This is a genomic window from Streptomyces sp. NPDC088197 (genome assembly GCF_044741185.1).
In the GTDB taxonomy this organism is placed as follows: domain Bacteria; phylum Actinomycetota; class Actinomycetes; order Streptomycetales; family Streptomycetaceae; genus Actinacidiphila.
The window spans coordinates 188,993-200,540 of the sequence record NZ_JBIUSD010000011.1 but is presented as its reverse complement, the minus strand read 5'-3'; the positions used below and the strand labels follow the sequence as shown (position 1 = coordinate 200,540).

At 72.7% G+C, this 11,548-nt stretch carries 11 protein-coding genes; 9 read left to right on the top strand and 2 right to left on the bottom strand.

Annotated features, from left to right (window positions below; all coding sequences use genetic code 11):
* Window positions 1-174 precede the first annotated feature (174 nt).
* The 5 genes from ACIOC1_RS25365 to ACIOC1_RS25345 all read left to right on the top strand — a co-directional run bounded on the left by ACIOC1_RS25365 (window position 175) and on the right by ACIOC1_RS25345 (window position 5,634).
* Window positions 175-1,140, top strand: coding sequence for an IclR family transcriptional regulator C-terminal domain-containing protein (locus ACIOC1_RS25365; protein ID WP_391162971.1), 966 nt, complete (start codon window positions 175-177; stop codon window positions 1,138-1,140).
* Complete coding sequence (locus ACIOC1_RS25360) at window positions 1,137-2,414, top strand: hypothetical protein (RefSeq protein ID WP_401856443.1); 1,278 nt, start codon at window positions 1,137-1,139, stop codon at window positions 2,412-2,414. Before ACIOC1_RS25365 ends, ACIOC1_RS25360 begins: the two co-directional genes overlap by 4 nt.
* A complete protein-coding gene (locus ACIOC1_RS25355) occupies window positions 2,411-3,706 on the top strand; it encodes a Zn-dependent hydrolase (protein ID WP_401856442.1) in 1,296 nt (431 codons plus the stop codon). Before ACIOC1_RS25360 ends, ACIOC1_RS25355 begins: the two co-directional genes overlap by 4 nt.
* Window positions 3,707-3,735: 29 nt before the next feature.
* Window positions 3,736-4,995: a dihydroorotase gene (locus ACIOC1_RS25350; RefSeq protein WP_401856480.1), complete on the top strand. Its 1,260-nt coding sequence runs from the start codon at window positions 3,736-3,738 to the stop codon at window positions 4,993-4,995.
* Between the two features lie 267 nt (window positions 4,996-5,262).
* Window positions 5,263-5,634, top strand: a complete 372-nt coding sequence (locus ACIOC1_RS25345) for a hypothetical protein (protein WP_401856441.1) — start codon at window positions 5,263-5,265, stop codon at window positions 5,632-5,634.
* A gap of 198 nt (window positions 5,635-5,832) precedes the next feature.
* On the opposite strand, the gene ACIOC1_RS25340 is transcribed toward ACIOC1_RS25345, so the two are convergent.
* Together ACIOC1_RS25340 and ACIOC1_RS25335 are read right to left on the bottom strand one after the other, a co-directional pair.
* Window positions 5,833-6,912, bottom strand: coding sequence for a GH25 family lysozyme (locus ACIOC1_RS25340; protein ID WP_391162977.1), 1,080 nt, complete (start codon window positions 6,910-6,912; stop codon window positions 5,833-5,835).
* Between the two features lie 517 nt (window positions 6,913-7,429).
* The gene (locus tag ACIOC1_RS25335) at window positions 7,430-8,170 is read right to left on the bottom strand and encodes a class I SAM-dependent methyltransferase (RefSeq protein ID WP_401856440.1); all 741 of its coding nucleotides are present in this window, start codon (window positions 8,168-8,170) and stop codon (window positions 7,430-7,432) included.
* Window positions 8,171-8,301: 131 nt separating this feature from the next.
* On the opposite strand from ACIOC1_RS25335, the gene ACIOC1_RS25330 reads away from it, so the two are divergent.
* From ACIOC1_RS25330 to dps, 4 genes are all read left to right on the top strand, one after another.
* Complete coding sequence (locus ACIOC1_RS25330) at window positions 8,302-9,432, top strand: histidine kinase (RefSeq protein WP_355342632.1); 1,131 nt, start codon at window positions 8,302-8,304, stop codon at window positions 9,430-9,432.
* Window positions 9,429-10,079 (top strand): response regulator, encoded by a 651-nt coding sequence (locus ACIOC1_RS25325; protein ID WP_401856439.1) that lies wholly within the window; start codon window positions 9,429-9,431, stop codon window positions 10,077-10,079. The genes ACIOC1_RS25330 and ACIOC1_RS25325 overlap by 4 nt, the downstream gene beginning before the upstream one ends.
* Before the next feature lie 191 nt (window positions 10,080-10,270).
* A complete protein-coding gene (locus ACIOC1_RS25320) occupies window positions 10,271-10,837 on the top strand; it encodes a DJ-1/PfpI/YhbO family deglycase/protease (RefSeq protein WP_391046146.1) in 567 nt (188 codons plus the stop codon).
* Window positions 10,838-10,965: 128 nt separating this feature from the next.
* Window positions 10,966-11,523 carry a DNA starvation/stationary phase protection protein Dps gene (gene dps, locus ACIOC1_RS25315; protein ID WP_355342623.1) on the top strand — a complete coding sequence of 186 codons (558 nt, stop codon included), beginning with the start codon at window positions 10,966-10,968 and terminating at the stop codon, window positions 11,521-11,523.
* Window positions 11,524-11,548: the final 25 nt, after the last annotated feature.

Sequence of the window (11,548 nt, the reverse complement as noted above, 5' to 3'; positions counted from 1 at the left end):
GCGGAGCCGATATGTTGATTCCGTGTTACGGAATGACTCTCGCCGACACCTCAGCGGTAACGGCGGGGAAATCCAAGGGATCCAGCGGCGACCAGCGGGACGGACGCGACCTGCGCGACGATGCGATCCAGGCGATCTGCGGGATCAACGGGATCAACGGGATGGGGACACCTCATGAAGAAGACCGGCGCCCAGCGACCACGGTCTGACAAGTCCGGTGCGGAGACGGCGGGTTCGGACAAGCCGGGTCCGGAGCGGTCGGGCGCAGACAAGCCGATGCACGTGGTGGTGCGGGCCCTGTCGGTGCTCACCCACCTGTCCGCGTACCGCCAGGGCCTCACCCTCCAGCAGCTCCACCAGCAACTGGAGATCCCCGTCGGCAGCATGCACCGGGTGATGAGCACCCTGGAGCACACCGGCTTCGTCAGCCGGTCGCCCACCACCAAGCGGTACGTGCTCGGCCCCAACGCGCTCGAACTCGGCCATGTCGAGGACTACGAGCCGTTCGTGATCCAGCCGCCCTCTGCGCTGGTGGAGGCCGAACGCCGGTGCGGGGAGAGCGTGGTGCTCACCCAGTTGATCGACGGCCGGGTGGTGGCGGTGTCCATCGCGGGCACCAAGCGCCCGCTGCGGCTGTTCGTCAGGCTCGGCCAGGAGGTGCCGCTGCACGCCGCCGCCTCGGCCCGCGCGATCCTCGCCTACCAGGACCCGGCCTTCGTCGAGACGCTGCTGTCGTCCTACCCCCGCGCGTCCTTCACCTCCGGCACCGTCCGGGAGATCAACCGGCTCATCGACCACCTCGCCGTGGTCCGCCAGCGGGGCTTCGACGTGTGCGACAACGAACTCGACGAGGGCGTCTGGGCGGTCTCCGCGCCGGTCCGCAGCGGTCCGTCCGGACGGGTCAGCTCGGCCGTCACCGTCTGCGCGGCCTGGTCGCGGGTCGCCGATCCGGCCGACCGGGCGGTCAAGGCACGGATCGTGCTGGACGCGGCGCAGGCGCTGTCGCGCGAGCAGGGGTACGAGCGGCCCTTCGCGCCGGACCCGACCCAGGAGCAGCTCGTCGCACTGATGCAGGCCGACAGCACGTCGCCGGACGTCTTCGTCCCGCGGCCCTCCTTCGCGGGAGGGGACCGGCCATGACGGCGGAAGCGGGAGCCGGGGCGGGGGTCGGGGCGGTCTCCACGGCGACGGCGGTCGCGGGGGTCGGGGCGGAGGCGGTCGCAGCGCGCGGCGTGGCGGAAAGCCGGTCGCGGGTCGGCGCCCGGGTGCTTCCCGGTCTCGACCGGGCGCCGGGAGTGCTGGCGGAGGAGCTGGCCGGGGACCTGGCCGCGGCCGGGTACGCCGCAGGTGACGCTGTCGGCGACCGGGGGAGTGGCTCGGGCTGGCTGGACCGGCCCGCGCTGCTGCGCCGGCTCGCCGCCGCCCTGGCCGCCGAAGTCCCCGCCACCGCCGACCGGTTGGTGGCGGCGGGGCCCGGCGCCCAGGCTCTGGGCGCGGCAGTGTCGCTGGAGACGGGACTGCCGTTCGCGGCCCTCGTCGCGGGCGCCCCGCCGTTCGGCGTGATCCACCCGGGCGAGACGGTCGTCGTGATCGCCGTCGACGCCGCCTCGGCCGCCGGAGCGCTGCCGCTTCTGCGCGAGGCCGGAGCCCTGCCGCACAGCGCGGCCGTGGTGGTCGCGCCGTCCGGGGAACCGCCCGCCGGCCTCGGCCTCCACACCGCCCTCGTACGGCGGACGGCGACCGGTTACGCACCCGTCGGGTCTCTCGGCCCGCTCGAAGGGGTCACCCCCGCGGGCCCCGCAGCCCTCGCCGGACCCGCCGGCCCCGCCCCGAAACCCACCGCCCGGCAGGAGAACCGTACGACCCGACAGGAGAGCGCCATGCCCACCAGCCCCCTTCCGCATCCCCCCGCCCCGCCGACTCCGGCCGCCAAGTCCCCCGCGGAGCCCGCGGATTCGACGACGGGCACCGGTGCCGCTCTGCTCGCCGACGACCCCGCCACCGTGGAACGGGCGGGCGCGGCGCTGGCCGAACTGGCCGCCCGCTACCGCCCCGAGGCCGTCGTGAGCTGGAACGCGACCGCCGACGTACTGCTCGCCCACGTGGTCGCCCACACCCTCGGGCTGCCGCGCCGGGTCGTGATCGAGGACCTCGGACGGCTGATCGTGGAGGACGTGCTGCCCGGCGAACGCACGGTCGTGGTCGCCCGGGGCGGCGTCGACAGCGGCGGCCCCGGAGCCGAACTCGCGCCGCTGGTAAGGGCGGTGACCGGTCACGGCGGCCGGGTCGTCGCCGTCTGCTCGCTCGCCCCGCTCCTCGGGGCGGCCCCCGACGGCGTGGACGTGGTCAGCCCCGGGAACGGCGGAGCCGACCGTGACAACGGCCGCACCGGCTACGACAGGGACGAAGCATGAGCACCGGGACGGCCCAGCCGGCGACCGCCGACCTGCTCGACGGGGTCGACCTCGGGCGGATCGACGCTCATCTGGCGGGCTTCGCCGCGCTCACCGAACCGGGGCCCGGCTGCACGCGCCTGGCGTACAGCCCGCTGGAACGCCAGGCGCACGCGGTGTTCGCCGCCCACATGACGGCCCTCGGGCTGACGGTCACCACCGACCACGCGGGCAACACCGTGGCGGAACTGCCGCCCGCCGGGCCTCATACGGGCTCCGGCGACACGCGCGCGCTGGGCACCGGCTCGCATCTGGACACCGTGCCGCAGGGCGGCGGCTTCGACGGCATCGTGGGCGTCGTCGCGGCCATGGAGGTCGCCGAGATCGTGGTCCGGCAGGAGGCCGCGCACCGTCGACCGTGGCGGTTCGTGGCGTTCGCGGCCGAGGAGGGCGCGCGGTTCGGGCAGGCGTGCAACGGCAGCCGGATGGCGGCCGGGCTGACCGGCGCGGCGGATCTCGCGGGGCTCACCGACCGCGACGGCGTGACGATGGCCGACGCGATGGCCGCCGTCGGGCTGCGGCCGGACCTGGTGGACGCGTCGCGCTGGCGGCCCGAGGAGTGGTTCGCCTTCGTCGAACTCCACATCGAGCAGGGCGAGGTGCTGCGGTCGCAGGGGGTCGACCTCGGCGTGGTCGACGTGATCTCCGGCAGCACCCGGCTGCGGGTGCGGGCCGAGGGACGCGCCACCCACTCCGGCGGCACCCCCATGCACCTGCGGCGCGATGCCCTGGTGGCCGCCGCCGAGTGCGTGGTGCTGGGCGACCGGCTCGCCCGCGACCCCCGGCACCACGGCGTACGGGTCACCGTCGGCCGGCTCCGCGTCGAGCCCGGCTCGATCACCACGGTCCCGGGGTCGGTCGAGTTCTTCGTCGACGTACGCGACGTGGACTCCGTCCGCCAGCGCGACACCGCCCGTACCCTGGCCGCCGAGTTCGCCGCGCTGGCCCGAGACCACGGGGTCGCGCTCACCACGGAGGTCATCGCCGATACCTCACCGGTCATCCTGCCGGGCTGGGTCGCCGACCACATCCGCCATGCCTGCGCCTCCCTGGGCCTTCCGTACCGCGTGCTGCCCAGCGGCGCCAGCCACGACGCGCAGCAGATCGCCCATGTCATCCCGACCGGCCTGCTCTTCGTCCCCAGCGACGACGGACTCAGCCACGTCCCCGCCGAGTTCACCCCTACGTCCCAGATCGCCTCGGGCGTCCGTACTCTCCTCGCCGCCCTCCACCGGCTCGACGGCACCTCGTGAACACGCCGCCGGGGCACGGGACATGGCGGGTGGAGCGGGTCGGCGTCGCCGGGCGGACGGGGGTCTTCGACCTGACTGTCGAGGACGGGGTGATCCGGTCCGTGGACGCGGTGGCCGGGGAGCCGACAGGCGGGACGCTGCTGCCCGGGCTGGTCGATCTGCACACGCATCTGCGGGAGCCGGGCGGAGAGGAGGCGGAGACGCTGGCGTCCGGGGCCGCCGCGGCGGCGGCCGGAGGGTTCACCGACGTCTTCGCGATGGCGAACACCTCACCGGTGACGGACACCGTCGCGCGAGTACGGGAGGTACGGCGGCGGGCCCGGGGGCTCGGCGTACGCGTCCACCCGGTGGCGGCGGCGACGGCCGGGCTGGCCGGAGAGGCGATCGTGGACGTGGCGGCGTTGGCGGCGGCCGGGGTGACGGTCTTCTCCGACGACGGCAAGTGCGTGAACGACGACAATCTGGTCCTGGAACTGCTGACGGCGATGGCCCGGTACGGCACCGCGTTCGCCCAGCACGCGCAGAGCGCCGCCATCGTCCGCGACGGAGTCGTCAACGCGCCGGTCGCCGCCGGTCTCGGCGTGCCCGGCTGGCCGGGCGCGGGGGAGGAGGCGGTGATCGGCCGGGACCTGGCGCTCGCCGCCGCCACCGGTGGACGGCTGCACATCTGTCATGTTTCCACGGCGGGTTCCGTCGCGCTGGTACGGGCCGCCAAACGCGAGGGCCTGTCCGTGACCGCCGAGGTGACGCCCCATCACCTGATGCTCACCGACACCCAAGCCGCCGAGCGGGGACCGGCCTTGAAGGTCAACCCGCCGCTGCGGTCGGCCACCGACGTGGCCGCGGTGCGCGCGGCGCTGCGCGACGGCACGATCGACGTCGTCGCCACCGACCACGCTCCGCACCCGGCTCGAACGAAGACCTGTTCCTGGCTGAGCGCCGCCTTCGGCCTGACCTCGTTGGAGACGGCGCTGCCGGTGGTGGCCGAGGTGTTCGCGGACCCGGTCACCGGGGCGGTGGACTGGACCGCGGTGGCGCGTGTGATGTCCACGGCCCCGGCCGCGATCGGCCGGATCGCCCACCTCGCGGGCCGCCCGGTCGCGGTCGGCGAACCGGCGACCTTCTGTGTCGTCCGGCCGCAGGCATGGCGGGCCGAGCCCGCCACCTGGCTGAGCCGGTCGGCCAACTCCCCTTTCCACGGCCGGGACTTCGCACACAAAGTCACCTTGACCGTCCTGGAAGGCCGCCCCACCCACGGCAGCCTCACCCCCGACCCCCCACGCCCATGAGCCCGCCGCGACGCAGCAGCCCGCTCGCGGAGCCTCCTTCGTCTCCGCGGTGACCCGGATTTCACCACTCCAGCGACATCAGCGCCTGGAGGACTCCGCCCGCAGGTGCTGGCGTTGCCTCGCCGGGGACGGCGTTGTGCGGATGCCGTATTACGGTGCCCGTAGGTTCCACGAAGGGGCCCGTGTCGTGAGCGATCGCCGCGGTGAGAGGTCCTTGCGGCGGGCGGATGGAAGCGACGTAGCCGGAGCGGCGGAGATGGGGAGCGGATGACTCTGAAGGCGGGCCAGCGGGTGGTGCTGGCAGCGGACACCAGACTGACCGATTCGGCGGAGGTGTCGGGGGTCGTGATCGGGTTCCTGTCTTTGGCCGCGGGCACAGGCGGGGCCGTCGAGCAGGTGGTCGCCCACCGGGACGAGAGCGACGAGGTGCGCGAGTACGAGCGGCTCAAGTCGCTGCTCGACGCCTTCGGAGGCGAGATGCCGACGGAGAGCAGGAGGCAGCTCGAAGAGAAGGTCGGCTCTCTGGAACCCGCGTGGACCGCCTTCCAGGAACAGCCGCCTCGCGTGAGCGTGCGGGTCCGCTTCGACAACGGGTTCATCCTCGACGGGGCCCACGCGGCTCTCTTCGTCCCCGCCTGATGCGTCACCCGATCCGGGTCATGCGCAGACCGTGCACGGGCGGGACTCGGAGGGCGGGGTCCGCGACCGGCTCTGGCGTTCTTCGCTGACGCGTGGTCGGAGATCACCGTTCCCCGCCCGACGTACCGGCCGGCTTGGTGCCGCTGGCCGGTACGTCGGGTCTTGAGGGGTCCGGGGGAGCCCCCCCCGCGCGAGGGGTCAGTCCCAGGCGTTCTGGTTGAGGAAGCGGGCCACGCCGCGCCAGGAGTTGGGGCCCATCACGCCGTCGATCGGGCCGGTGTAGCCCCACTGCGCGGCGAGCCGCTGCCAGGCGGCGTACGTGTTGACGCCGGGCACGCCGTCGACGGGACCGGCGTAGCCGAAGTGCGCCTTCAGGTACCGCTGGAGGGCCGCGTAGGTGTTGACGCCGGGCACGCCGTCGACCGGACCGGTGTAACCCGAGGTGAGGGACAGCCACTTCTGCGCGCGGCTCCAGAACACCGGTCCCGGGATGCCGTCCTGCTCCGTCGTGGTCTTCGGCAGACCTCCGCCTCCGCCGCCCCCTCCTCCGCCCCCGCTGCCCGGGGCGACCAGATCGAACGCCGAGCCGCGAGCGAGATTGTGGTCCACGTTCCGGATGCCGCCGATGGAGCCCACGGAGGTGTACTGGTGGACCGCCCAGTCCGGGTACGCGCCGCCCAGCTCCGGTTCGCCTTGCCGCGTACCGTTGTTGGAGCCGTACGCGGCCACCCACAGCTTGGCCCCGGTGGCGATCGTCTGGCCCCAACTGCCGCCGCGCAGATTCGCGGCGCCGATGTAGAACCAGGGCACGCACGTACCGACCCTGGCCTGTACCTGCCGGAACCAGGCGGCGACCTGGCCGTCGTTCCACAACCCGGTGGAGTCGTCGAGCACTTCGTCGTCCAGGGCCAGTACGTCGCCCTGCCGGTAGTCGTGCAGGTGGTCGACGAAGTAGTTCGCCGCGTCCGTCGGCGCCTGGAAGTCGCCGGACAGCCAGTAGTGGCCGACCCGCAGTCCGGCCGCTCGCGCGCTGTCCACTTGGGCCGTGTAGTACGGGCTGACGTACGGTCCCTCGCTGAGCTGGCTGCCGCCGGTTTTGGCGATGGCGAACTGTTGGCCCTGGTTGCGGGCCAGCGCGAGGTCGATGCCGCCTTGGGTGGTCGCGACGTCGATTCCGTACGAATCGGCCGCGGCGGACGCGCTTCGTGCGCCCAGACCCAGACCTGCCGGGGCGAGCGTGCCTACGGCGAGGGCGCGTATCAGCGTTCTCCTGCGCATGTTTCCTCCGTGACGGTGGGGACGAGAGGGGCTGTCGAACTTTCGTTCCCTACCCACGAATGGGTCCGCGCAGTTCCTCGCGCCCCTGCGAAGACGGGGCCCGGGCAGAGTTCTGGATTTCCGAACTAGCGCGGGAGCGGGGCGAGTTGGCGATTCCTACGGTCACGGTGGAGGGCGGGGGCGCGGGGGAGGGCGGGGCGGAGCGGGCCGTGGAGCCCTCGAGTCCACGAAGGGCCGCAGGACGCGATCGTAGTTCGCCAGCGCGGTCGGCAGGTCGTGCTGGAGGAGCAGGCGGACGCGGGGGCGCCGGACGTTGTCCCCGTCGTCACTCACGAGGAGGCGTTCGAGGCGGGCCTCGCGCTCATCCTCGGGGGCCTCGATCAACCGGCGGGGGACCCCTGTACGTTCGAGGGCCCCTTGCGGGGCCTGCTCCGGTCGCTTCCGCGGGCAGAAAGGGGCGTTGGCGGTCGCGGGATATGACGCGACGATCCGGCGACGCGCCAACTGGGCTCTCCGGTCAGGGAGTTGGCCGAGACGTCACGGCGGCGACGGGCGACGCCGCCGCCGGGGCGGACACGTCGGCGGGTCGGCGCAGCCGCCAGACCCTCGCCGGGGGCAGGTTGCCCCACACGGTCCGGCAGCCGGTGGCGTACTGGTCCTGGTATCCCGCGAGGACCTCTTCGACGGCGCGGTGGCGGCGGGCTTCGCGGCGGGTGGCGGTCAGGGCGCGGGCGTAGCGGGTGCCGCGGTAGGCGAAGTACGTGAGCGTGCCGCCGGGCCGCAGCAGTTCGATGTACCGGTCCATGATCGTCGTGACGTGCGCCGGGGTGAAGTTGGTGAACGGCAGCCCTGAGACGATCACGTCGTAGCGCCGGTCGGTGTCGAGCTGTTCGACGAAGGCGTGATGGACGCGAATCCGTTCGCTCCCGTCCGCCGGAAGCGGATGGGAGCTGACGAGGCGTCGCAGTTGGGAGGTGAAGCGGGAGTTGGCCTCGACGATGTCCAGGCTGCTGCCCGGGGAGAGGCGGGGGAGGAGCGTGCGGGTGACGGAGCCGGTGCCCGCGCCCGCCTCCAGGACGTTCAGGGGCCGCGCTCCGTATTCGCCCGCGGGATCAGTGAGCAGACGGGCCAGAGCCTTGCTGCTGGGAGCGATGGCGCCGGTGGTGCGCAGATCGCGGGCCGCTTCGAGCAGGAACATCCAGCTCTCCGCTTTGCGCCGCCCGGGGGCACGGTGATGTGAGGTGGTCCAGTCGTCCATGTCCGAGACGCTAGAGACGCCTTCAGCCGCGCATATCCTCCCTTGTGCGGCCGTCCTCCCCTACCAAAGGTGGAGGTCGGCGTAGCCGAACGTCGGACGACAGGCATCCGGGCGCGTGCCACGCTCTGCGGGTGAACGGGGAACAGGGGCAGGGATGGGCGGTCTACGGCCGCTACGGCTTGGTGGCGGTGCTGGCTCTGGCGGCTTTCCGGAACGAGGCGTTGAGCGCTGAAGGCCGGTACGCGCCTGCCGGCGGTGCGGCGGCCGTGGTGTGCGGGCTGGCGCTGCTGCGCCGGGCGCCCTGGTGGCTCGCTCCGGTGGTGACCACAGCGGCGGCGGGGGTGTGGGGATGGCCGCTGCTGCCGCTGCTCCTGCTCGCCCTGTTCGACCTCGCCGCGCACCGGCACGTCGTGGCGGCTGTGACCTGTTCGGCTGTGGCGCTCTCGGTGAGCGCCGTGCTCCACCCGGCGGTCTCCCTGTGGCGCCCGCAGCAGTACGGCTCCACGGTGCTGGCGGTGGTGGGAGGGCTGTGGATGGGCAGTCGGCGACGCCTGGTGAAGGCGCTGAACACACAGGTGGAGCATCTGCGGACCGAGCGGGAACTGCGCGAGCAGGCCGTACGCATGGCCGAGCGTTCCGCCATCGCCGCCGAGATGCACGACGTACTCGCCCACCAGCTCAGCCTGATCGCCCTGCACACCGGCGTGCTCGCTGCCAGGAAGGACGTCCTGCCCGCCGCACTCGTCCACCGCCTCACCCTGTTGCGCACCGCCTCCACCCATGCCCTGACCGACCTGCGTGACGTGCTGGGCGCCTTGCGCACCACCGACGTCCCCCACGGTGCCGAACGGCCGGCGCCGGTCCTGCGTGATGTCGAGGAGATGATCGGGCAGGCGCGGACGGCCGGGCAGCACATCGACACCGTCATCGAGGGCAGGCCGGAACAGGCCCCGTCGGCCCACAGGCTGGCGGTCTTCCGCCTGGTCCAGGAAGCCCTGACCAACGCCCGCAAACACGCTGCCGACGCCCCCGTCCGCGTCCGTATCGACTACGGGCCGCCCGCCACCGTCGTCGAGGTCACCAACACTCCCGGCGGGCGCGGCGAGGCGACGGCGCCCTCGGGGTTCGGCCTTGTCGGGCTGCGCGAGAGGGTCGAAGCACTCGGCGGACACCTGAATGCCGGGCCCGGCGGCAGCGGGTCCTGGCGGCTGGCCGCCCGGATACCGCACCGCGCCGCCGCGCCGAACGGTCCCCGCGCATGATCCGCGTCATGGTCGTCGACGACGACGCACTCGTCCGCCTCGGACTGACCGACCTCCTCGACGGCGACGAGGCCATCGAGGTCGTCGCCCAGGCCGCTGACGGGCTCCACGCCATCGAGCAGGCCACCGCCCACCGCATCGACATCGCCCTGGTCGACATCCGGATGCCCCGCATGGACGGCATCATCGCCACCAAGCGGTTGCGCGCCTTGCCCCACCCGCCCAAGGTCATCTCGCTGACCACCTTCGACCTCGACGAGTACGTCTACAACGCGCTGGCCGCGGGTGCCGACGGCTTCCTGCTCAAGGACACCGACCCCGCCGAGATCCTGCGCGCCGTCCACCTCGTCGCCGCCGGCTCCGCCTTGCTCCATCCCGCCGCCGCTCGCCGTCTCATCGACTGCTACCACCGCACCAACCGGCCTCGGGCCACCCAAGCCCGGACGCGGATCGACCCTCTGACCCCGCGGGAGAAGGACGTGCTGGCCCTGCTCGCCGAGGGGGACACCAACGCCGACATCGCGAACGCGCTCGGCATGCGGGAGAGCACCGTCAAGTCCCACGTCAGCCGCATCCTGACCACCTTGCGCGTCACCAACCGGGTGCAGGCCGCACTCCTGGCCCGCGACGCCGGCCTCGCGCCGTGAGCCTCCCTCGGCCCTCGGCCGCGTGCCCGCGAGGGGAGTCCCGGAGGACGTCCGACCACCCGGATCGCCGCAATATCGCGCCATTCGGGCAAATCGGTGAGCATTTCGAGGCATTAAAGCTGGTGAAGGGGTAGCCGCACATCGAGCCCGGGGGGCCACCAGCACAAGAAGCGCGTAAGGAAGGAACCGCCATGGCGGTCAGCAATCTGAAGGACCGGAGCGTTCTGGCGATCGTGACGAACTACGGCGTCGAGCAGGACGAACTCGTCGTCCCCGTGGAACACCTGCGGGCGGCGGGCGCAAGAGTCGACGTCGCGGCCGTGTCCGACGAGCCGATCCGGACGCTCGTCGGCGACAAGGACCCCGGCAAAACCGTGCAGCCGACGCTGACCCTGGAAAAGGCGGACGTCACGGCGTACGACCTGCTGCTCGTACCCGGCGGCACGCTGAACGCCGACAGCCTCCGGCAGGACGAAACGGCCGTGCGGGCCGTACGGGCCTTCGCGTCGGCCAAGCGCCCCGTCGCGGCGATCTGCCACGGCCCGTGGCTCGCGGTCGAGGCCGATCTCGTCCGCGGAAAGACGCTCACCTCCTACGCGTCCCTGCGCACCGACATCCGCAACGCCGGCGGCGCGTGGGTGGACAAGCCCGTGGTGAGCGACACCGCCGACGGCTGGACGCTGATCACCTCACGCACGCCCGACGACTTGGACGACTTCCTCCGCGAGGTCGACGCAGCCCTCGTCCCGGCGCCCTGAGCCCGTCAAGCCCTGGGGCGACCCGCCCCCGCCGACCGCGCGGGGACCACTCACCAAGCCCGGCTCGTGCCTGACACGTGCCCGAGCCGAAATTCACGACCCTCTCGACCGACGAAAGCGAGACAGCCATGCCCACGCGCAAGCTTCCGAAGTACACCGTCCCCGGCCTGACCACCAAGCAGGGCGGCGAGCTCATCGGGATTCTCCAGATGCGGCTGCACGCCCTCAACGACCTCCATCTGACGCTGAAGCACGTGCACTGGAACGTCGTCGGGCCGCACTTCATCGCCGTCCACGAGATGCTCGACCCGCAGGTGGAGCAGGTCCGCGCGATGGCCGATGACGTCGCCGAGCGCATCGCCGCGCTCGGTGGTGTCGCCCTGGGCACCCCGGGCGCCCTGGTCAGTGAGCGGACCTGGAACGACTACAGCATCGGCCGCCAGGACGCCATCGCCCACCTCGGCGCCCTCAACCTGGTCTACAACGGCGTCGTCGAGGACGTCCGCAAGGCGATCGAGGTGGCCGGCGAGATCGACCCGGCCACCGAGGACCTGCTGATCGGACAGCTCCGCGACCTGGAGCAGTTCCAGTGGTTCGTCCGGGCGCACCTGGAGACCACCGGCGGCACCCTCGTCACCGACGGCGCCGCCACCGAGAAGGGCGCGGCCGGCAAGGCCAAGGGCTGACCGCTCGTCACCGCCGGACAGCCCC

Excerpts from the sequence above, each read along its gene's own strand:
- ACIOC1_RS25365 (WP_391162971.1), top strand. The coding sequence starts at position 175 with ATGAAGAAGACCGGCGCCCAGCGACCACGGTCTGACAAGTCCGGTGCG.
- ACIOC1_RS25360 (WP_401856443.1), top strand. The coding sequence starts at position 1,137 with ATGACGGCGGAAGCGGGAGCCGGGGCGGGGGTCGGGGCGGTCTCCACG.
- ACIOC1_RS25355 (WP_401856442.1), top strand. The coding sequence starts at position 2,411 with ATGAGCACCGGGACGGCCCAGCCGGCGACCGCCGACCTGCTCGACGGG.
- ACIOC1_RS25345 (WP_401856441.1), top strand. The coding sequence starts at position 5,263 with ATGACTCTGAAGGCGGGCCAGCGGGTGGTGCTGGCAGCGGACACCAGA.
- ACIOC1_RS25340 (WP_391162977.1), bottom strand. The coding sequence starts at position 6,912 with ATGCGCAGGAGAACGCTGATACGCGCCCTCGCCGTAGGCACGCTCGCC.
- ACIOC1_RS25335 (WP_401856440.1), bottom strand. The coding sequence starts at position 8,170 with ATGGACGACTGGACCACCTCACATCACCGTGCCCCCGGGCGGCGCAAA.
- ACIOC1_RS25325 (WP_401856439.1), top strand. The coding sequence starts at position 9,429 with ATGATCCGCGTCATGGTCGTCGACGACGACGCACTCGTCCGCCTCGGA.
- ACIOC1_RS25320 (WP_391046146.1), top strand. The coding sequence starts at position 10,271 with ATGGCGGTCAGCAATCTGAAGGACCGGAGCGTTCTGGCGATCGTGACG.
- dps (WP_355342623.1), top strand. The coding sequence starts at position 10,966 with ATGCCCACGCGCAAGCTTCCGAAGTACACCGTCCCCGGCCTGACCACC.